Consider the following 19,608-nt stretch of genomic DNA (forward strand, 5'->3'; position numbering starts at 1 on the left):
GGACGCGCCGGAGCGGCCACGGGCCGCCGACTGCTTACCTTGGCCCGATGTTGCGCACGCACCACAGGTACGGCACGCCCCGCAGGCACCGCACGCTCCGCAGGTGTCGCACGCCCCGTACGCCGATCGCACTGGTTCTGGCCGCCGCTCTCTCCGGCCTCCTCGCCCCTGCCGCCGCCCAGGCCGCACCGGCACCCCTGAACCCGCGCGCGCTTTCCACGCGCGCGGCCCACGACTGCGCCAAGGACCACTGGCCCTGGGGCTGCCTCGCCGAGTGCGAGAGCGGCCGGCGCTGGGACGCCAACACCGGGAACGGCTACTACGGGGGCCTGCAGTTCGCGCAGTCCACCTGGAAGGCGTTCGGCGGGCTGAAGTTCGCCTCGCGCGCGGACCTCGCCTCGCGCGAGGAGCAGATCACCATCGCCAAGAAGGTGCTGGCCGAGCAGGGCTGGAACTCCTGGCCCGTCTGCTCGGACCGGTACCGGCTCGAAGGGCGCATGCTCACGGCGCGGCCCGGCAGAACGCTGGCCTCGATCGTGGAACTGCTCGGCGTCCACGGCGGCCTACCGGGGCTCTACCGGTCCGGCGACGATCTGACCGGCGGCAGTCCGGACCAGGCGGACCCGGGCACGCTGCCGGTCACACCGGAGGACCCGGACGGCGTTCAGGAGCCGCACCGGGCCCGCGCGGAGTTCGGCCCGCCCCTGACCGACGCTCCCGCTCACGGGCCTCGCCGCTGAACACGACGGCGCCCCGGCGCAGTTCGTACACCAGCACCCCGGCCCGGTCCTGCAGTCCGGGCGGCAGCCGCTGCTCCGCCACCACGACGCAGGCGTCCAGGGCGCCCAGGAGTTCGTACGTGCGGGCCGCGACCGGGGGCGACATGCCCTGCGCGGGCTCGTCGACGAGCACCACGCGCGCGCGTGCCAGCAGGGCGCGGGAGAGGGCGAGCATGCGCTGCTCGCCGCCGGAGAGGGTGCCGGCGCGGCGCGGGAGCAGGGGCGCCAGCTGCGGATAGGCGTCGAGGGCGGCGGTGTGGTCACGGGCCGTCAGCTCCAGGTTCTCGCGCACCGTCAGGGAGCCGAAGACCGCCTGCCGCTCGGGGACCAGGCACAGTCCGCGGCGGGCCCGCTCGAAGGCCGGCATCCGGCTCACGTCGACGCCGTCCCAGATGACCGCGCCGCCGGACAGCGGCACCGTTCCGGCCAGCGCGCGCAGGGCTGTCGTACGGCCGGAGCCGTTGCGGCCCAGCAGGACGGTGAGGCCGGGGCCGGGGGCGGCGAGGGTGACACCGTGCAGCGCCTCCAGGGGGCCGTAGCGCACGCGCGCGTGGCGCAGCGAGAGGGTCATGCGTCCGCCCCCGTCGGGCCGAGGACGTCGAGCACGTGGGCGGGCGGGCCCGAGGCGACGATCCGGCCCGCCGTCATCACGTGTACGACATCCGCGAGGTCGGCCACCAGGTCGAGGTCGTGCTCGACGACGAGGAGGGCGGTGCCGTCGGCCGCGAGGGCCTTCAGCACGCGGGCCAGGGCGGTGACTTCGGCGCTGTCGAGGCCGGCCGCGGGTTCGTCGAGCAGCAGGACGCGGGGGCTGCCGGCCACGGCGCGGGCGAGCTCGACCCGGCGAAGTGTCCCGGTGGGCAGTCCGGCGGCGGGGAATGACCGCAGGGGTCCGTCGAGGGCGAGCAGCCGCAGCGCGCGTTCCACGGCTGCCGGGTCGTGACGGCGGCCCTGTTCGGCGCCCACGCGGACGTTCTCGGCGACGGTCAGGGAGGGGAACACGGCGAGTTGCTGGAAGGTTCGGGCGATGCCGAGGCGGGTGCGGGCGTGTGCGGGGAGGCGGGTGATGTCGCGTCCGCCGAGGCGTACGTGGCCGTGCGCGGGGCGCACAGTGCCGGCGAGACAGTGGAACAGGGTGCTCTTGCCCGCGCCGTTGGGGCCCACGATGGCGGTGATACGGCCGGGGGCGACATTCAGGTCCACGCCGTCCAGGGCGGTGAAGGTGCCGTAGCGGGCGCGGAGGGCGTGGGCCGACAGCTCGGGTGCGGGTTCGTTCGGGTGCACCCGGCCTTCGGCCGGGTCTGGCTTCCCACCCGCACCATCCGTACTACTTTCGTCGTCGGGTGCGGGTGGCCCCTGTGGGACGCCGGCACCATCGGCGGCTGCCGGCCGTAGCCGGTCGCGTGCGCGCAAGCCCGTCGGCGTCAGCTTCGCGCTCCGGCGCAGACGCAGCCGTCCCGCCCCGGTCCGCAGCGCCTCGTACGGGCCTCCGGGGAACCGTCCGACCAGGACCGCGAGGACGCCGATCAGGGCCGCCGCCACACCGCCCCTCGCACCCGCGTCCAGGCCCACCAGCAGGGCCGCCGCCAGGAGGGCGCCCAGGGTGCTGTCGGCGCCCAGGACCACCACCGCGGCGAACCACAGCAGGCCGCGGACGGGGTCGTAGGCGGTGGGGTCGAAGGCGCGCACGCCCATGCCGAGCATGCCGCCGCCGAGGGCCGCCAGTGCGGCGCCGGCGACGAAGGCCAGGAGTTTGAGCGAGGGGACCTGCACGCCCGCCGCCGAGGCGCCCGGTTCGTGGTCCCGCATGGCCGCCAGGGCCCGGCCCGTGCGGCCCCGGCGCAGTGCCCGGGTCGCCAGCAACGCGGCTGCCAGCAGGGCCAGTTCGAGGACGTAGTAGGCGTGGTCGCCGTCGAAGCCCGCGGGACGGTCCAGCGCGAGTCCGGAGGTGGCGTACGGCTGGGCGAAGACGAAGCGGCTCACGCCGACGCCCACCGCGAACGTCGCGAGCGCGAGGGCGAGGCCCTGGCGGCCGATGGCCGGCCAGCCGGTCAGCAGGCCGAGGGGCGCGACGAGGACCACCGCCGCGGCGAGCGCGGCCAGTTCGGGCAGGCGCGGCAGGACCGGGAAGCGGCCGGCCGCGATCAGCGCAGTGAACAGGGCGCCCAGACCCGCGTAGGCCGCCTGCCCCAGGGAGATCTGGCCGCCGCGGCCGGTGACCACCACCAGGGAGAGCAGGACCACGCCCAGCGCCGGCACCTGGACGGACGTGTGCAGGTCGGGACCGGCGAAACCGAGCGGCAGCAGGAAGAGGACGACCGCCACGATCCACGCGCCCTGCGGCGTCGGCACGCGTGCGGAGGCCGTGCGGGGCAGGGCGTCGCGCGTGCCGATGCGGGGCAGGGCCAGGGCAGCGACCAGCAGGGCCACCACGAACAGGTTCGCGCCCACCGCCTGCAGCAGGGGCTCGCCCCAGCCGGAGGGGTGCAGCCGCGTCAGCTGGCTCTGCGCGACCCCGATGCCCAGGGCTACGACGACGGCCACCGGCAGGCTGCGCATCCGCGCCGCCACCGCGACCGCCACGACCTCCATGACGAGCAGCGGCAGTCCGTACGGGTCGAGGCGGACGTACGGCGCCAGGAGCACGCCCGTCAGGCCCGCCGTGAACGAACCGAACGCCCAGCCCGCGGCCGCCACCCGGTCCGCGTCGATCCCGCCGAGCACCGCGAGCTGCCGGTCGTCGACCACGGCCCGCAGCTCCGTGCCGAACCGCGTCCAGCGGATCACCGCCCCGACCCCCGCGGCCAGTACGAGCGCCACGCCCAACTGCCCCCATGGATCGGCCGACACCAGTTCCGGCGCGTCGTCCCGCGCGCCCTGCCCCCACAACACCGCCGCGCCGCCGACCAGCAGGACGAAGACACCGATGGAGGCGACGAGGGTCTGCGCCGGATCGCCGCCCAGGACCGCAAGCGGCCGGAAGACGAACCGTTCCAGCGCCACGCCGATCCCCGGGGCCAGGAACACCAGCGTCACCGCCGCCGCCGGCCAGAGCGGCCAGCCCCACTCGACCACGCACTGCCGCAGCACGTACGCGCACACCATCGCGATGGCGCCGTGCGCGAAGTTGAGCACGCCGGTCGCGCGGTACGTCACGATCAGGCCGATTCCGGTGAGCGCGGCCGCGCTGCCGACGGAGAGGCCGGCCAGCGTCAGGTCCCAGGTCAGCGAGGACATCAGTCGGTGTCGCCGGTGGGCTCGCAGATCGGGCACGGGCCCAGCTCGCCGCTCGCGATCAGCTTCGTGTCCACCGGCACGGCCTCCACCTTCCCGGCGACCAGCGGGCAGTCCGCGCGGTGCCAGAGCGTGCCGCCCGGCACCATCAGCAGGTCGCCGCTCACCGCCAGGGGCAGTGCGGCCGCGGCCGGTCCCGACTCCTCGGCGTCGGCGGAGCCGGCGGACACCAGGAGGCCGTACAGCTCCTCCACGCGCGCGGCGGCCAGCGCGTTGCGCCCCTGGGTGAGCAGCACCGCGCCGGCGACGATCAGCGCCGCGCCGGGGACGGTGCAGGAGGCGAGGTAGGGCAGCTGGCGCTCGGCGTACCGCTCGCCGGAGATGCCGTACCAGCCGATGACGCACAGCACCGCGCCCGTGGCGAGCGCGGCCCAGCCGGCCCACAGGAGGGGGTGCACACTCCGCAGTCGGCCTGTCCGCATCGCTGGCTCCCACACGTCGCGATTCTGTGCATGTGCCTGGAGGTATTCCATGTAAGCCAATGGGCTTGCACTATGCCCTCTGGAAGCTGACCCTGAAAGCACCGGGCGCACCTTGCCCGGACCGACACCCGGTGGTGAGCCAGATGGTTCTCGGGAGCGACCTCAGGCGGGGGAACGCACAAGGGGGGCGCGGTCCACGGGCGGCGGGCCGGGGCACGGCGGCGCCGGCAGCCCTCGTACTCCTGCTCTTCCTTGTTCCGGTCCTCGCGGCGTGCAGCGACGACAGCGGCGGCGGCAGCGCGAGCACGCCCCCCACTCCGTCCGTGCAGAGGACGACGAGCGCCCCGGCGACGGCGCCGGCCGATCCGGCGGCCGCCACGAAGGAGATCCAGGAGAACTGGAAGAAGTTCTTCGACCCGGCCACCTCCACCAAGGACAAGCAGGCGGTCCTGGAGAACGGCGACAGGATGGGCCCGGTCATGCAGGCCTTCGGCGGTGACCAGCGCGGTGGTGAGGTGCAGGCCAAGGTGACGAAGGTCGAGTTCACCTCGCCGGCCAGGGCGACCGTGACGTACGACCTGACCCTGAAGGGCGCGACCGCGCTGCCGAACGCCTCCGGGACGGCCGTCGAGCAGGACGGCACCTGGAAGGTCTCCGTCAACACCCTCTGCGCACTGGTGGGCATGAGCGGAAATGCCTCGGCTTCGGCGCTCCCCGGCTGCTGAGACCGCGGCCGCGGTGCTGCTGCTCCTGGTGGGCACGGCCTGCGGCAGCCGGCTGCCGGAGAGCGACTTCGAGCACGACGGCCGGACGAACGCGCCCGCGCCGAGCGGCGCCGCGCCCGTCCGCGTCGGCATCGTCACGAGCGCCACCAGCCCGGTCGGGGGCAACACCTTCACCGGTCCGCGCGACGGCGCCAAGGCCTGGTTCGACCGGCTCGACGCGCAAGGGGGCATCGACGGTCACCCCGTCGAGGTGCGCGAGTGCGACGACGGCGGCAGCGGCGTCGGCAACAACACCTGCGTGCGCCGCCTGATCGACGACGACAAGGTGGTCGCCCTGGTCGCGACCACGGCCCTGGACTACGCGGGCGCCTCCCGTGTCTCCCAGGCGCGCGTGCCCGACATCGGCGGCCAGCCCATCGGCGCCGCCTACGACACCTGGCCCCACCTGTACGGCATCTACGGCAGCCTCGCGCCCCGCGACGGCACCCCCGGCTGGGGCGGAAAGCTCTACGGCGGCACGGAGGTCTACCGCTACTTCAAGCGCGAGAAGGGCGCCCGTACGGCGGCCGTGGTGTCGTACAACCAGGCGTCCTCCGCCGCCTACGCCCGCCTCGTGGAGCAGGGCCTGAAGGCCGAGGGCTACAAGGTGGTCACCGAGGAGGTCGACTTCGCGCTGCCCAACTTCCGTGCCTCCGCGGCCGACTTGAAGGAGCAGGGCGCCGACCTGGTCTTCGACGCCATCGACACCCATGGCAACGCCCAGCTGTGCAGGGCGATGGACCAGGTCGGCGCCAAGGTGATCGCCAAGGTCACCAACGTGCAGAACTGGACGTCCACCGTCGCCGACGACTACAAGGACTCCCCGCGCTGCCGCAACGCCCTCTGGGCGACCGGTTCCAGCCGCAACTACGAGGACACGGGCAACGCGGCCGTACGGCGGTTCCGGGACGCCACCAAGGGCCTGAAGACGCATTCCCAGTGGCAGTTGGAGGGCTGGGCGGCCGGCATGTGGTTCACGGATGCCGCCAAGTCCTGCGCGAAGAAGGGCATCACGCGCGCGTGCGTGGACGCCTTCATGAACCGCAGCGAGGACTTCACCGCGGACGGACTGCTGATTCCGGTCGCGTTCGAGCGGCTGGCCGAGCCGCCGAAGCAGCGCAGGACCTGTCTGTCGGTGGCCCGTTGGCAGGACGGCAAGGGCTGGGTGTCACAGGGCGACATGAACAGCACCTGCTTCGACGTGCCCCAGCTGCCCTACCGGCCGTAGATCCGTGGGAACGGAACGCAACCAAAGGGCCGGGCCGCGGGTCCAACCGGGCAGCACAGGCCGAGGGAGGATCTTGACCGGATGAGGACGCTGGCTCCGCGGTCCACACCGTTGCGCGCCGACTGCGTCGCCGACTCGGCGGGCGGGCTGACCTTCGACGTCCCCGCCGCCGGTGAGGCCGCGGGCGCGCACATGGTGCTGCGCCGGCGCGACGGCCGCGAGGAGGTGTGCCTGCCGCTGACCCCGTCCGGGAACGGCCGGCTGCGCGCCGCGCTGCCCAGCAGCGTCGCCCTCCCCGAGGGCCGCTGGGACGCCTACGCGCGCGTGGACGCCGTCGAGCCGCGCCGCCTGCACCTCGGTGCCACCGAACTGCGCTCGCTCGCCGCGCGCGCCCCGAGCGGCTCCCGCGGCCACGTCGCCGTCCGTATCCCGTACGCGACCCGCCAGGGCCGGCTCATCGTCCGCAGCTGGTTGCGCGCCCCGCACGCCGAGGTGGGCGAACTGCTCGTCGGGCAGGGCGTGCTGACCGTGTCGGGGCGGATGTACGGCGCCGTGCTCGGCCCGCACGCCTGCGCCGAGATCCACGGCCGGCACGCGTCCGCCCCGGTGCGGCGGACCGAAGTCCTCGCCGATCGCGCCGAGTTCCGCTTCAAGGTGGTCTACGCGGCCCTGGAACCGGGTGTGTGGGACCTGTGGCTGCGGCCCGCGGGCGAGGCCGGCCCGGCGGTGCGGGTCGCGCGGCTGCTCGACGACGTGGCCGACAAGAAGCCCGTGTTCACCTATCCACGCACGCGGGTGGACGCGCCGTACGGACCGGTGGAGGCCGGGCCGTACTACACGCGGGACAACGACCTGTCGGTGTCCGTCACCGCGTGCGCCTCACCGCAGTGAGCCGAAGAACTCCCTGACGTCGCCCGTCAGCAGGTCCGGGACCTCGAGGGCGGCGAAGTGGCCGCCGCGGTCGAACTCCGTCCAGCGGACGAGGGTGTTGGCCTGCTCGGCCCAGCGGCGGATCGCGACGTCCTCGGCGAAGTTCGCCACGGCGGTCGGCACACCGGACGGCGCGGCCGGGAACCAGTCGGGGACATGGCTGTTCTCGTAGTACATCCGGGCCGCCGAGCCGGCCGTGCCGGTCAGCCAGTACAGCATCACGTTCGTCAGGAGCGTGTCGCGGTCGATCGCGTCCTCGGGCAGCGGAGCCGAGGAGTGCGTCCACGCCTGGAACTTCTCCATGATCCAGGCGAGTTGGCCGACGGGTGAGTCGGTCAGGGCGTAGGAGAGGGTCTGCGGGCGGGTCGACTGAAGCGCGTTGTAGCCGAAGCCGTCGGTGGTGAACTCGGCGATGGCGGCCAGGCGTTGCCGCTCACGGCCGGTCAGTTCCTCCTGCGTCCTCTCGTCGACCGGGCCGAGCGGGATGAAGCCCACCGAAGCTGCGTTCACATGGACGCCGACCACGGACCCGGGGGCGACACGGGCGAGTTCGGGGGAGATGAGGGCGCCCATGTCGCCGCCCTGGGCGCCGTAGCGCTCGTAGCCGAGCCTGCGCATCAGCTCGGCCCACGCGCGTGCCGTGCGCGAGACGTTCCAGCCCTTCTCGCTGGTCGGCCCCGAGAAGCCGAAGCCCGGGATGGAGGGGATCACGAGGTGGAACTCCTCGCTCAGCGGGCCGATCAGGCCGAGGAACTCCACGACGGAGCCCGGCCAGCCGTGCGTCAGGATCAGCGGCAGCGCGTCGGGCTCGGGGGAGCGGACGTGCAGGAAGTGCACCGTGGTGCCGTCGATCTCCGTGGTGTACTGCGGGATCTCGTTGAGCGCGGCCTCGTGCTTGCGCCAGTCGTAACCGCCGCGCCAGTACGCCGCCAGGTCGCGGAGGTACGGCAGCGAGGCACCGTACTCCCAGCCCGCGTCCGGGAGTTCGTCCGGCCAGCGGGTCAGGTCAAGGCGGGTGTGCAGGTCGTCGAGCTGTGCCTGCGGGATGTCGATCCGGAAGCTGTGCACGCTGTTGTCTGCCATGAACCCAAGGTAGGAAGCCTTGCGGACAGCGGCTGTCCGCAATGACTGACAGACTCGGACCCATGTTGGAGACCTCGGCACGACTCCTGCGGCTGCTCTCGCTCCTCCAGGCCCACCGCGAATGGTCCGGTGCCGACCTCGCCGATCGCCTCGGCGTCACCGCGCGCACCGTGCGCCGCGACGTGGACCGGCTGCGCGAGCTCGGCTACCCCGTCAACGCCAGCCCCGGCACCGGCGGCGGCTACCAGCTGGGCGCGGGCGCCGAGTTGCCGCCGCTGCTGCTGGACGACGACGAGGCGGTCGCCGTGGCCGTCGGGCTGCGCACGGCCGCCGGTCAGGGCATCGAGGGCATCGGCGAGAGCTCCGTACGGGCCCTCGCCAAGCTGGAGCAGGTCCTGCCGGGCCGGCTGCGCCGCCGCGTGGGCGCCCTGAACGCCTTCACCGTGCCGATGCTCCGCGGCCCGCAGACCTCCGCCGTCGACCCCGGCGTGCTGACCGAGCTGGCCAACCTCTGCCGGGACGCCGAGCGCCTCCGCTTCGAGTACAGCGACCACGGGGGCACCGCCACCCGCCGTACCGTGGAACCGCATCGCCTGGTGTGCAGCGAGCGCCGCTGGTACCTGGTCGCCTGGGACCTGGACCGCGACGACTGGCGTACGTTCCGCGTCGACCGCATCACGCCGAAGCCGCCGCACGGCCCGCGCTTCACACCGCGCACCCCGCCGGCCGAGGACCTCGCCGCGTACGTCTCCAAGGGCGTCTCCACCCGCGCGTACGCCTCGCATGCCGTCGTCCGGCTGCTGGTGCCCCTGGAGAAGGCCGCGGAACGCGTCTCGCCCACGGCGGGCCGCTTCGAGGCGGAGGGCCCGGACAGCTGCATCCTGCGCACCGGGGCCGCGAGCCTGGACGTGATGGTCATTCACGTCATGCTGATGGGCTTCGAGTTCGAGGTGCTGGAGCCCGCCGAGCTCACCGGGGCGATCAGGAGCGCTCGGGACCGGCTTGCTCGCTCGCTGGCTCGGGCTGCGGAGTCTGCGCCGCGAGCTCGGGATGGTGCAGATCGAACGCCGGGGACTCGGAGCGGATCTTCGGCAGAGCGTTGAAGTTGTGCCGCGGCGGGGGGCAGGAGGTCGCCCACTCCAGGGAGCGGCCGTAGCCCCAGGGGTCGTCGGTCTCGACCTTCTCTCCGTACTTGGCGGTCTTCCAGACGTTGTAGAGGAACGGCAGCGTCGACATGCCCAGCAGGAAGGCGCCGATCGTCGAGACGGTGTTGAGGGCCGTGAACCCGTCCGCGGCGAGGTAGTCGGCGTAGCGGCGCGGCATGCCCTCCGCGCCCAGCCAGTGCTGCACCAGGAACGTGGTGTGGAAGCCGATGAACAGCGTCCAGAAGTGGACCTTCCCCAGCCGCTCGTCCAGCATCTTGCCGGTGAACTTGGGCCACCAGAAGTAGAAGCCGCCGAAGATCGCGAAGACGACCGTGCCGAACACGACGTAGTGGAAGTGCGCCACGACGAAGTAGGTGTCGGACACATGGAAGTCCAGCGGCGGCGACGCGAGGATCACACCGGTCAGACCGCCGAACAGGAACGTCACCAGGAAGCCGTTCGCCCACAGCATCGGTGTCTCGAAGGACAGCGAGCCCTTGATCATCGTGCCGATCCAGTTGAAGAACTTCACCCCGGTGGGCACGGCGATGAGGAACGTCACGAACGAGAAGAACGGCAGCAGCACCGCGCCGGTGACGAACATGTGGTGCGCCCACACCACCACGGACAGACCGGTGATCGCCATCGTCGCGCCGATCAGCGTGAGATACCCGAAGAGCGGCTTGCGGCTGAAGACCGGGAGGATCTCCGTGACGATGCCGAAGAACGGCAGCGCGATGATGTACACCTCGGGATGGCCGAAGAACCAGAACAGGTGCTGCCACAGCAGCGCCCCGCCGTTGGCCGCGTCGAAGACGTGCGCCCCGAACCGCCGGTCCGCCTCCAGGCACAGCAGCGCGGCGGCGAGCACCGGGAACGCCATCAGGATCAGGATCGACGTGAAGAGCGTGTTCCAGGTGAAGATCGACATCCGGAACATCGTCATGCCGGGGGCGCGCATCCCGATGATCGTGGTGATGAAGTTGACCGCGCCGAGGATCGTGCCGAAGCCGGCCAGCGCGAGCCCCATGATCCACAGGTCGGGTCCGACACCGGGCGAGCGCACCTCGCTGTTGAGCGGCGCGTAGGCGAACCAGCCGAAGGCGGCGGGACCGCCGGGCACGATCAGCGAACTGAGCACGATCAGGCCGCCGAACAGGAAGAACCAGTACGACAGCATGTTCAGACGCGGGAAGGCGACGTCCGGGGAGCCGATCTGCAGCGGCATCAGCTCGTTGGCGAAGCCCGCGAACATCGGCGTCGCGAACAGCAGCAGCATGATCGTGCCGTGCATCGTGAACAGCTGGTTGAACTGGTTGTTGTCCATGATCTGCAGCCCCGGCCGGGCCAGTTCGGCGCGCATCAGCAGCGCCATCACCCCACCGATCAGGAAGAACACGAACGACGTGATCAGATAGAGGTGCCCGATCTTCTTGTGGTCGGTGGTCGTCAGCCAGTCGACGATCAGCCGCCCGTGCCCGCTGATCTGCGCGGGTCGCGTCGCCGCCTGCACGGTCTGGGTCCCCATCGCTCGCTCGCCCCTTCGCTCGTCGCGCCCCGGGTCCGCCGACGCCCGCGCCTGCCCGATCGCGAGCTCACGCCATGATGCTCGCGACCCCGCACACTCCGACAGGGTGCGTGCGGGGGTTCTGTGCTGAAGCCGTGCATTTCCTATGCGGTGTCAGCTTCCGCCGACCCGTCGGGATTCGGCCGGGAAAGAAGTCCGGGGCAGTTCTCCGGGCACTTTCCGACGGGGTTTTCGAAGAGCTGTCGCGACACGCGTAAATTACGTTGGATTGCCTGCGGAAGGCGTACGGATGCGCCCGTACGTGTGACGCCGGCGGGCCGAAACGCATGTCGTGATCCTGTGACAGAAGTGTGACCGGAGGGGGATGCGGGGGCCGTGGGACGACCTCCGCTTCCCTGTCCGCCGGACAGGGCCTAGCGTGGCGGCATGGCACCGATTCCCACTCCGCCGGCGGAGCCCCAGGACGATTTGGACGCGTACGTCGGCCTCGACGCGGCCGGCGCCGAGCGGCGCGCACGGGAACGCGGATGGTCCACGGTCCGCTCCCTGCCGCCGGGGGCGATCATCACGATGGAGTACCGCGTGGGCCGGCTGAACTTCGAGGTGAAGGACGACCGCGTGGTGCGGTCCTGGAAGGGCTGACACAGGGCGAAGGCCCCGGTTCCTGGACGGAACCGGGGCCTTCGCCGTGCGGGGGTGGGTTGTGCGTACCGACCCCGCTGTCGGTGGACGGTCAGGCGCCCGTCACGGGGCGGGCCGTCGAGGTGGTCGCGCCGCGCGGGACGCGGTCCGAGTGCGGCGGGCGGCGGCTGCCCGCCGGGGTGACCGGCGTGCGCTCCGAACGGGTCGTGTGCGGGCCGGGGGCCAGATGGATCGCCTGCCGGGCCGCGCGGGCCGCGGACGTGCCGCGCGCGGCGGCCTCGTCCTGCGGCGCGGTGGCACGCGGCTGGAGCAGCACCGGGCTGCTGACCGGAGCGGCCGGGGCCGGGGCCGGGGCCGGGGCGGTGCCGCGGGCGCGCCAGCGGTCGCGCAGGTCGAAGAGACCGACCTCGGCGCGGGCGATGAGCGGCTCGCACCAGGGCAGGGCCAGCAGGATCAGCAGGCCGGCGGCCCAGCCGAGGAGCACGTCGCTCAGCCAGTGCGTACCCAGGTAGACCGTGGCCATCCCGACGCCCAGCGCGGTGAGCGCGGACAGGGCGGACAGCCAGCGGCGGGCTCTGGGGGTGGAGGCCAGGTAGGCCAGGATTCCCCAGGTCACCACGGCGTTCGCGGTGTGACCGCTCGGAAATATATCGCCGCCCAGGCCCATCTCGTTCGAGCCGATCATGGTCGCGTAATGCGGCCCCAGGCGGCCCATGCCGAGCTTGGCGGCGCCGACCGTGATGTTCAGCAGCAGCAGCGAGGTGCCCAGCGTCAACAGCGGGCGCAGCGTGTGCTGCCGCCAGGAACGCCAGCCCAGCCAGGCCGCGACCATCACCGCGGTGGGGCCGCGCTGGCCGAGCACCACGTAGTAGTCGACGAACCAGTGGATATGCGCCCACTGCTGGTACGGCCGGAAGAACATGACCTGCCAGTCCAGGCGGACCAGCCAGGAGGTGGTCACCACGGCCCACACGATGGCCAGGTAGAAGGCCAGGGCACCGGTCAGCAACGCGACCCGGTGCCTGCTCATCTTCGGCACATCGATGAGGGCCGGGCGTTCCGGCTCCCGGTCCAGTCTGGCGAACACCCGGTCCAGACGGGTGAGGTTTCGTTCGGTACGCACCCAATCGACGTTACAGCGAGTGAGCTCAGTTCTCCGGCGAATCAGTGGCTTTGTGATGACGATGTGATGTGGGATTCCTCTCAGTAGCCGCTTTATCTCCAAGGAATCCGTAATGCCGGGCCCCGGGTCCCTTCAATTCCTTTGATCATTCTGCGAATCAGTTTTATGGGACTTATGAATTCGTTCACCGAATGCTGGGGCGGATTTCCCCGTGTGCTCACCGGGATCCGGCGAGTCGATCATGGGGGACCGGAGCCGTTGAGCCAGAACGCTCCGTAGACGGCCGATGCCACCGCGACACCGCCCACCACCAGCGCCGACCGGGAGGCGCGCAGCCGGGCCAGGGCCAGGGCGAGCGGCAGCAGCAGCGGGAAGGCCGGCAGCAGCAGGCGCGGCTTCGAGCCGAAATAACTCGACGCGCACAGGGCCAGTGCAGTGACCACGCCCGCGTACACCAGCAGTGGGAGCGGCTGGCGCTGCCGTACGCAGACGACATACGGCCAGACCACCAGGGCGACCCCGACGATCAGGCCGACGCCCGCGAGGGCCGACGGGAACGACGTGAACTTGTCGGCGACGAAGCGGGCGAAGGCGGCGCCGCCGTCGAAGCCGTTGCGCCAGCCCGCCTGCACGTCCAGGTAGCCCAGCGGGCCCTTGCCGGTGCGGTGGCCGACCCACAGGACGTAGCCCGCGGCGCCCAGCGGGGCCACGAGCATCGCCGCGGCGCGGCGGGCGACACCGGGGGCGTGCGAGGCGTCCGACGCGCTCTCGGATGTCGTGGCGCGCCCCGCCGAGCCGTCCGTGGGCAGCGTGGGGGCGCGTTCGCCGGCGCGGGCGGCGCCCGCCTCCTCGGTGCTCCGCTCTCGCCCGAACGAGGCGACGCCGGCGGCCCACACCGCGGCGACGACGGCGAGCCCGACCGGCCGGGTCAGCCCCGCCAGCGCGGCGAGCGTGCCCGCGGTCAGCCAGCGGCCGGTCAGGACCGCGTACAGCGACCAGGCGGCGAGCGCGGTGAACAGCGACTCGCTGTACGCCATCGACTGCACGATCCCCACCGGCAGCACGGCCCACAGCAGCACGGCGCCGATCCCCGCCCTGCGGCCGTACACATGGTCCGCGACCGCGAAGATCCCCCAGGCCGCCGCGAGCGAGGCGAGCAGGCCGACGGTGAAGCCGGCGTCCGCGTACGACAGGGGCGTGGCCGCGTGCAGCAGCCGCTCGAGCCAGGGCAGCAGCGGGAAGAAGGCCAGATTCGAGTGCACGTCGCCGTTCGGCAGCCGCACCTCGTAGCCGTAGCCGAGATCGGCGACCCGGGTGTACCAGAGCGCGTCCCAGCGGGCGGTCAGCAGCGTGTACGCGCTCTTGCCCCGCGCGGCGCTCCACACCGCCAGCACGGCCAGGCCCAGGGCGCGCACGGCCGCGTACCCGAGGAGGGCCGGGGCCGCACGGCGCAGGGCCCCGGCGCGGGGATCGCGGGGAAGCGCCGTACGCGTCGCAAGATCGGTCACGGGCTCGATTATCGGCGGCGCCGCAACCGGTGAACCCGGCGGGGCGTGGGCGAAAGGGACGGAGAAGTGGCGTATGACACACGAGTCCGTGCGAACTCTGAGAGGTCCGCCACGTGACCCCGGCGGGAATGCGCGTACTCTGACGAGTCACTCGCCTTCGATGCGCGGGCCGGAGACCACCGCTTCTCTCCGGCCGAGTCCCGGGGAGTCCCCACCCCGTGTGCCCGCCGACCGCGAGGGAACATCTGGGAGGTACGTACATGTCCGGGACGACCACGGCCGCCGCTGCGCTGCGCCGCCGGGCGGCCGGGGCCGGTGCCAACCGCTGGGTCGTCCTCGTCGTCCTCTGTGTGAGCCTGCTGCTGGTCGCGGTCGACGCGACCGTGCTGCACGTGGCGGTGCCCGCCGTCACCGAGGACCTCAAGCCCGGCGCGATAGAGCTGCTCTGGATCGTCGACATCTACCCCCTCGTCTGCGCCTCGCTGCTGATCCTCTTCGGCACGCTCGGTGACCGGGTCGGCCGCAGACGCATCCTTCTCCTCGGATACGGCCTGTTCGGCGTCGCCTCCGCCCTCGCGGCGCTCGCCCACGACCCGCAGGTCCTGATCCTGGCCCGGGCGCTGCTCGGCGTCGGCGGCGCGATGATCATGCCCGCGACGCTCTCGATCCTCCGCCAGGTCTTCCCCGACCGGCGTGAGCGGGCGCTCGCGATCGGTGTCTGGAGCGCGGTCGCCGCGGTCGGCGCGGCGGTCGGCCCGCTGCTCGGCGGCTTCCTGCTGGAGCACTTCTGGTGGGGCTCGGTCTTCCTCGTCAACATCCCGCTGATGCTGGTCAGCCTGCCGGTGGGCCGGCTCCTGCTGCCCGAGTCCAGGGGCGCCGCCGACGGTCCCTGGGACGTGGTCGGCGCGCTGACCGCCGCGGCCGGGCTCTTCGGCGTGGTCTTCGGCGTGAAGCGCCTCGGTGGCGGCGAGCTGGGCGTCCTCACCGTGGTGCCGCTCGTCGTGGGCGCGGTGCTGCTGGTCCTCTTCGTACGACGGCAGCGCCGCCGTGCGCATCCGCTGGTGGACCTCGGCATGTTCGCCCGGCCCGCCTTCAGCACGTCGGTTGGCTGCATCGTCCTGGCCATGCTCGCCCTGGTCGGACTGGAACTGATCGCGGCGCAGTACCTCCAGCTGGTGCTGGAGCTGTCGCCGCTGGAGACGGGCCTGCGGCTGCTGCCGCTGACGTTCGCCGCGATGGCCGCGGGGCTCGCGGGGGCGCGGATGCTGCGGCGGTTCGGACCGCGCCGGATGGTGAGCTTCGGGTTCTGCCTGACGGCCGTCTCGGTGCTGCTGCTGACGGCGATGGGCGGCACGGACAACCCGAGCCTGCTGGTCTCCGCCTTCGTCGTCCTGGGGTTCGGCCTGGAGACCACGCTCTTCGGCGCCTACGAGTCGATGCTGAGCGAGGCGCCGCCGGCTCAGGCCGGTGGGGCGGCGGCCGTGGGCGAGACGTCGTACCAGCTGGGTGCGGGTATCGGCATAGCGCTGCTCGGCAGCGTGATGAACGCGGCGTACGCGCCGGGGCTGTCGTCCGTCCTCGGTGTCCCGTCGGACGCCTCGGCCGCGGCGAGTCACTCGCTGGGGGAGGCGTACGACGTAGCCGGGCGCCTTGGCGGGCCGGTCGGAGTGGCGCTGCGCCGGGCCGCCCGGGACTCCTTCGTGCACGGGCTGCATGTGACGCTGCTGGTGAGCGCGGGCCTGCTGCTCCTGGGCGCGGTCATGGCGCTGCGGCTGCCGCGGATCATGCAGTGCGGCGAGGAGGCGGCACCGAAGGTGGAGCTGCCCGCGCCGAGGGAGAGGGAGATGGCGGACTCCCGCGTCTCCGCGTGAGCCGGAGGCACTGGACGTACGGGACACTGCGTCGTAACGTCGGCTCCGGAATCTAACTAGCGCTGCTAGTTTTTATCAGTGTCGGAGGGTGTCCCCATGGCCGCGTCCGCGAAGTTGCCCCCGTTCGACCCCGCCGACCCGCTCGGCATCGACGACCTGCTGGAGCCGGAGGACCTCGCCGTCCGGGACACCGTGCGCTCCTGGGCGGCCGACCGTGTGCTGCCCCATGTGGCCGAGTGGTACGAGCAGGGCGAACTGCCCGCCATCCGCGAGCTCGCGAAGGAGCTCGGCGCTCTGGGCGCGCTCGGCATGTCCCTCACCGGGTACGGATGCGCGGGCGCGAGCGCCGTGCAGTACGGCCTCGCCTGTCTGGAGCTGGAGGCCGCCGACTCCGGCATCCGCTCCCTCGTCTCCGTGCAGGGCTCGCTCGCGATGTACGCCGTCCACCGGTTCGGCAGCGAGGAGCAGAAGCAGCAGTGGCTGCCGCGCATGGCCGCCGGCGAGGTCATCGGGTGCTTCGGGCTGACCGAGCCGGACCACGGGTCCGACCCCGCCTCGATGCGGACGTACGCCAAGCGCGACGGCGGCGACTGGGTGCTCAACGGGCGCAAGATGTGGATCACCAACGGTTCCGTGGCCGGTGTCGCCGTCGTCTGGGCGCAGACCGACGACGGCATCCGCGGGTTCGTGGTGCCCACCGACAGCGCCGGGTTCTCCGCGCCCGAGATCAAGCACAAGTGGTCACTGCGCGCCAGCGTCACCAGCGAACTCGTCATGGACGACGTACGGCTGCCCGCCGACGCCGTGCTGCCGGAGGTCGTCGGCCTGAAGGGCCCGCTCAGCTGTCTCTCGCACGCCCGCTACGGCATCGTCTGGGGAGCCATGGGCGCGGCGCGCAGCTGTCTCGAGGCGGCCGTCGACTACGCGAAGTCGCGGGAGCAGTTCGGGCGGCCCATCGGAGGGTTCCAGCTCACCCAGGCCAAACTCGCCGACATGGCGGTCGAGCTGCACAAGGGGATTCTGCTCGCCCACCATCTGGGGCGGCGCATGGACGCCGGCCGCCTGCGTCCCGAGCAGGTCAGCTTCGGCAAGCTCAACAACGTGCGGGAGGCGATCGAGATCTGCCGTACGGCGCGCACCATTCTCGGCGCCAACGGGATCTCGCTCGAATACCCCGTCATGAGGCACGCGACCAACCTCGAGTCGGTGCTGACGTACGAAGGCACCGTCGAGATGCACCAGCTCGTGCTGGGCAAGGCGCTCACCGGACTCGACGCCTTCCGGTGAACCCTGCGCGGGGGCAGGGCCGGTGAGCGGCCCTGCCTCAGCTCTGGTTGAAGAATCCGTCCGCCCGGCGCGCCGCCGGCTCCCCGCTCACGATCTCCGTGTCCGCCGGAGTCAGCAGGAAGACGCGGTTGGAGACGCGGTCGATCGAGCCGCGCAGGCCGAAGATGAGCCCCGCCGCGAAGTCCACGACGCGCTTGGCGTCGGAGGCCTCCATGGCGGTGAGGTTCACGATGACCGGTACGCCCTCACGGAACAGCTCGCCGATGGCGCGGGCGTCCCGGAAGCTGTCGGGGGTCACCGTGCCGATACGGCGGCCCTTCTCCTCGGCGGTGTCCGAGGCCACCTTGACCCGCGGGTCGGTGACCCAGGCATCCCCGGGCTGCTCGGTCCCTTCGGAGTAGTCGTCGTCGTAGTAGCGCTCGTCATCGTTGTCGTCGACGAGGCCAAGCCAGGCACTCGCCTTGCGTACCGATCCCATGGACGCCTCCTCTCACAGCGGTTCTTCTGCTTTCCGCATCCCTATGGTCATCCATGATGCGGTTGGCGCGCCAAGTGGATAGACGCCGCACGGGGGGTTTGTGACGGTACTGGTGCAGAGCGAATCCGTCGAGAGCCCGGGTGCCCCAAGGGTCGTGCAGTATGCGGAGGCTGACTGTGAGTGAAATATGATTCTTCACGGCGTACGGGTGATGGCTGGGACGTACGGGTGAACGGGGTGGTCGATACGATGCGGCAGCTCAAAGCCGCATCAGCCGTAACAGCCTGATCGGCCGCATCGGATGGCGCATGTCACGGGGGAGATCGTCATGTTCGGAATAGTCAGGCCCTGTCGTCATCGGCTCGGTGAGAGCCTCAAGTCCCAATGGATGGCGCATTTGTGCGGGCTGTGTCTCGCACTGCGCAAGGATCACGGCCAGTTCGCGCGCGTCGTGACCAACTACGACGGCTTGCTGATCTCGGTTCTGACGGAGGCTCAGGCCGAGCGGGCGGGCAGTTGGCGGCGTACGGCGGGCCCTTGCCCGCTGCGCGGGATGCGAACCGCCTCCGTCGCACAGGGTGAGGGGGCGCGGCTCGCGGCGGCCGTCTCGCTGGTGCTCGCCTCGGCCAAGGTGCGTGATCACGTCGCCGACGGGGACGGGTTGCTGGCGCGCAGGCCGGTGGCGCTCGCCGCGCGCCGGGTGGCGTCGAGCTGGGGTGCGGCGGGCGCCCGTACGGGATCCGACGTCGGGTTCGACACGGCCGTCCTGGTGGATGCCGTGGACCGGCAGATCGGCATCGAAGCGCTCGCCGGGCCCGGAACGCCGATCCTCACGGTGACCGAGCCGACCGAGACGGCGACCGGCGCCGCCTTCGCGCACACCGCCGTGCTCGCGAGGCGGCCGGGCAACGCCGAGCCGCTCGCCGAGGCCGGGCGGCTGTTCGGGCGGCTCGCGCACCTGCTGGACGCCGTGGAGGACAAGGAGGCTGACGCCGCGTCGGGTGCCTGGAATCCCCTGGCCGCGACCGGGACCTCGCTCGAACAGGCCCGGCGGCTCGCCGGCGACGCCCTGCACGGGATACGGCTCGCGCTGCGCGAAGTGGAGTTCACGGACGGCAAGCTGGCGCACCGGCTGCTCGTGCACGAACTGCGCAGCTCCGTGGACCGCGCCTTCGGTACGGCCTCGTGCGGGCACGGTTCGGCGCCGTCACCGGCGGGGTCGTATGCGCCGCCCGGCGGTCCGGGGCTGCCCCCGGGGCCGCCGCGGCGCGACCGGCGCGGGCTGCTTGCGGGCTGCGCCGTGTGGGCGGGGCTGGCCTGTACGTGCCAGATGTGCTGCGGCGAGTACAACGACCCGTGGAGCCGTGAGCGCAAGGAAGGTCTGTGCAACGACGCGGACTGCGGCGATTGCTGTGACTGCTGCAACTGCTGTGACTGCGACTGCTGTGACGGCTGCGATTGCTGCGACTGCGGGTGCGACTGCAGCTGCTGACCGGGATGTGAGGTGCCGCGGTGAACGGTGAACT

The 19,608-nt window shown here is 72.0% G+C and carries 16 protein-coding genes and 1 pseudogene; 9 read left to right on the forward strand and 8 right to left on the reverse strand.

Going from position 1 to position 19,608, the window contains the following annotated elements; all coding sequences use genetic code 11:
- Positions 1-47 precede the first annotated feature (47 nt).
- A complete protein-coding gene (locus ACGFYN_RS07975; RefSeq protein WP_393864917.1) occupies positions 48-740 on the forward strand; it encodes a transglycosylase family protein in 693 nt (230 codons plus the stop codon).
- On the opposite strand, the gene ACGFYN_RS07980 is transcribed toward ACGFYN_RS07975, so the two are convergent.
- From ACGFYN_RS07980 to ACGFYN_RS07990, 3 genes are read right to left on the reverse strand one after another with little or no spacing between them, the layout of a single operon-like run.
- Positions 640-1,350, reverse strand: coding sequence for an ABC transporter ATP-binding protein (locus ACGFYN_RS07980; RefSeq protein ID WP_393864918.1), 711 nt, complete (start codon positions 1,348-1,350; stop codon positions 640-642). The genes ACGFYN_RS07975 and ACGFYN_RS07980 overlap by 101 nt on opposite strands.
- Entirely contained in the window at positions 1,347-4,016 is a 2,670-nt protein-coding gene (locus ACGFYN_RS07985; protein ID WP_393864919.1) for an ATP-binding cassette domain-containing protein, read from the reverse strand. Before ACGFYN_RS07985 ends, ACGFYN_RS07980 begins: the two co-directional genes overlap by 4 nt.
- Positions 4,016-4,495, reverse strand: coding sequence for a hypothetical protein (locus ACGFYN_RS07990; RefSeq protein ID WP_393864920.1), 480 nt, complete (start codon positions 4,493-4,495; stop codon positions 4,016-4,018). The genes ACGFYN_RS07985 and ACGFYN_RS07990 overlap by 1 nt, the downstream gene beginning before the upstream one ends.
- 143 nt (positions 4,496-4,638) lie before the next feature.
- Between ACGFYN_RS07990 and ACGFYN_RS07995 the strand changes: the two genes are divergently transcribed.
- The 3 genes from ACGFYN_RS07995 (at position 4,639) to ACGFYN_RS08005 (ending at position 7,378) form a co-directional block, all read left to right on the forward strand.
- Positions 4,639-5,220: a hypothetical protein gene (locus ACGFYN_RS07995; protein ID WP_393864921.1), complete on the forward strand. Its 582-nt coding sequence runs from the start codon at positions 4,639-4,641 to the stop codon at positions 5,218-5,220.
- Positions 5,189-6,487 carry an ABC transporter substrate-binding protein gene (locus tag ACGFYN_RS08000; protein ID WP_393864922.1) on the forward strand — a complete coding sequence of 433 codons (1,299 nt, stop codon included), beginning with the start codon at positions 5,189-5,191 and terminating at the stop codon, positions 6,485-6,487. The genes ACGFYN_RS07995 and ACGFYN_RS08000 overlap by 32 nt, the downstream gene beginning before the upstream one ends.
- A gap of 81 nt (positions 6,488-6,568) precedes the next feature.
- Complete coding sequence (locus ACGFYN_RS08005; RefSeq protein ID WP_393864923.1) at positions 6,569-7,378, forward strand: hypothetical protein; 810 nt, start codon at positions 6,569-6,571, stop codon at positions 7,376-7,378.
- Here ACGFYN_RS08005 and ACGFYN_RS08010 read toward each other — a convergent pair.
- On the reverse strand, positions 7,367-8,500 hold the full coding sequence (locus ACGFYN_RS08010; RefSeq protein ID WP_393864924.1) for an epoxide hydrolase family protein: 1,134 nt from the start codon (positions 8,498-8,500) through the stop codon (positions 7,367-7,369). The genes ACGFYN_RS08005 and ACGFYN_RS08010 overlap by 12 nt on opposite strands.
- Before the next feature lie 62 nt (positions 8,501-8,562).
- Between ACGFYN_RS08010 and ACGFYN_RS08015 the strand changes: the two genes are divergently transcribed.
- Positions 8,563-9,603 (forward strand): helix-turn-helix transcriptional regulator, encoded by a 1,041-nt coding sequence (locus ACGFYN_RS08015; protein ID WP_393864925.1) that lies wholly within the window; start codon positions 8,563-8,565, stop codon positions 9,601-9,603.
- A 40-nt stretch (positions 9,604-9,643) separates the two neighbouring features.
- Here ACGFYN_RS08015 and ctaD read toward each other — a convergent pair.
- Positions 9,644-11,173: pseudogene (gene ctaD, locus ACGFYN_RS08020) on the reverse strand (cytochrome c oxidase subunit I); the annotation flags it as partial.
- 426 nt (positions 11,174-11,599) lie between these two features.
- Between ctaD and ACGFYN_RS08025 the strand changes: the two are divergent.
- Positions 11,600-11,815 (forward strand): I78 family peptidase inhibitor, encoded by a 216-nt coding sequence (locus ACGFYN_RS08025; protein WP_393864926.1) that lies wholly within the window; start codon positions 11,600-11,602, stop codon positions 11,813-11,815.
- 91 nt (positions 11,816-11,906) lie between these two features.
- On the opposite strand, the gene ACGFYN_RS08030 is transcribed toward ACGFYN_RS08025, so the two are convergent.
- Both ACGFYN_RS08030 and ACGFYN_RS08035 read right to left on the reverse strand, forming a co-directional pair.
- Positions 11,907-12,938 (reverse strand): phosphatase PAP2 family protein, encoded by a 1,032-nt coding sequence (locus ACGFYN_RS08030; protein WP_393864927.1) that lies wholly within the window; start codon positions 12,936-12,938, stop codon positions 11,907-11,909.
- Between the two features lie 239 nt (positions 12,939-13,177).
- Complete coding sequence (locus ACGFYN_RS08035; RefSeq protein ID WP_393864928.1) at positions 13,178-14,446, reverse strand: mannosyltransferase family protein; 1,269 nt, start codon at positions 14,444-14,446, stop codon at positions 13,178-13,180.
- 260 nt (positions 14,447-14,706) lie between these two features.
- On the opposite strand from ACGFYN_RS08035, the gene ACGFYN_RS08040 reads away from it, so the two are divergent.
- Both ACGFYN_RS08040 and ACGFYN_RS08045 read left to right on the forward strand, forming a co-directional pair.
- The gene (locus tag ACGFYN_RS08040; protein ID WP_393864929.1) at positions 14,707-16,317 is read left to right on the forward strand and encodes an MFS transporter; all 1,611 of its coding nucleotides are present in this window, start codon (positions 14,707-14,709) and stop codon (positions 16,315-16,317) included.
- Between the two features lie 96 nt (positions 16,318-16,413).
- A complete protein-coding gene (locus ACGFYN_RS08045) occupies positions 16,414-17,604 on the forward strand; it encodes an acyl-CoA dehydrogenase family protein (RefSeq protein WP_393864930.1) in 1,191 nt (396 codons plus the stop codon).
- A gap of 37 nt (positions 17,605-17,641) precedes the next feature.
- On the opposite strand, the gene ACGFYN_RS08050 is transcribed toward ACGFYN_RS08045, so the two are convergent.
- Positions 17,642-18,082 carry a cell division protein SepF gene (locus ACGFYN_RS08050; RefSeq protein ID WP_393864931.1) on the reverse strand — a complete coding sequence of 147 codons (441 nt, stop codon included), beginning with the start codon at positions 18,080-18,082 and terminating at the stop codon, positions 17,642-17,644.
- Between the two features lie 328 nt (positions 18,083-18,410).
- Between ACGFYN_RS08050 and ACGFYN_RS08055 the strand changes: the two genes are divergently transcribed.
- Complete coding sequence (locus ACGFYN_RS08055) at positions 18,411-19,574, forward strand: DUF5685 family protein (RefSeq protein WP_393864932.1); 1,164 nt, start codon at positions 18,411-18,413, stop codon at positions 19,572-19,574.
- Positions 19,575-19,608: the final 34 nt, after the last annotated feature.

This window comes from Streptomyces sp. NPDC048419 (assembly GCF_043200415.1).
GTDB lineage: Bacteria > Actinomycetota > Actinomycetes > Streptomycetales > Streptomycetaceae > Streptomyces.

Bases quoted from the DNA above. Each gene is read 5' to 3' on its own strand.
- ACGFYN_RS07975 (WP_393864917.1), top strand. From the start codon at position 48: ATGTTGCGCACGCACCACAGGTACGGCACGCCCCGCAGGCACCGCACG.
- ACGFYN_RS07980 (WP_393864918.1), bottom strand. From the start codon at position 1,350: ATGACCCTCTCGCTGCGCCACGCGCGCGTGCGCTACGGCCCCCTGGAG.
- ACGFYN_RS07985 (WP_393864919.1), bottom strand. From the start codon at position 4,016: ATGTCCTCGCTGACCTGGGACCTGACGCTGGCCGGCCTCTCCGTCGGC.
- ACGFYN_RS07990 (WP_393864920.1), bottom strand. From the start codon at position 4,495: ATGCGGACAGGCCGACTGCGGAGTGTGCACCCCCTCCTGTGGGCCGGC.
- ACGFYN_RS07995 (WP_393864921.1), top strand. From the start codon at position 4,639: ATGGTTCTCGGGAGCGACCTCAGGCGGGGGAACGCACAAGGGGGGCGC.
- ACGFYN_RS08000 (WP_393864922.1), top strand. From the start codon at position 5,189: ATGCCTCGGCTTCGGCGCTCCCCGGCTGCTGAGACCGCGGCCGCGGTG.
- ACGFYN_RS08005 (WP_393864923.1), top strand. From the start codon at position 6,569: ATGAGGACGCTGGCTCCGCGGTCCACACCGTTGCGCGCCGACTGCGTC.
- ACGFYN_RS08010 (WP_393864924.1), bottom strand. From the start codon at position 8,500: ATGGCAGACAACAGCGTGCACAGCTTCCGGATCGACATCCCGCAGGCA.
- ACGFYN_RS08015 (WP_393864925.1), top strand. From the start codon at position 8,563: ATGTTGGAGACCTCGGCACGACTCCTGCGGCTGCTCTCGCTCCTCCAG.
- ACGFYN_RS08025 (WP_393864926.1), top strand. From the start codon at position 11,600: ATGGCACCGATTCCCACTCCGCCGGCGGAGCCCCAGGACGATTTGGAC.
- ACGFYN_RS08040 (WP_393864929.1), top strand. From the start codon at position 14,707: ATGTCCGGGACGACCACGGCCGCCGCTGCGCTGCGCCGCCGGGCGGCC.
- ACGFYN_RS08045 (WP_393864930.1), top strand. From the start codon at position 16,414: ATGGCCGCGTCCGCGAAGTTGCCCCCGTTCGACCCCGCCGACCCGCTC.
- ACGFYN_RS08050 (WP_393864931.1), bottom strand. From the start codon at position 18,082: ATGGGATCGGTACGCAAGGCGAGTGCCTGGCTTGGCCTCGTCGACGAC.
- ACGFYN_RS08055 (WP_393864932.1), top strand. From the start codon at position 18,411: ATGTTCGGAATAGTCAGGCCCTGTCGTCATCGGCTCGGTGAGAGCCTC.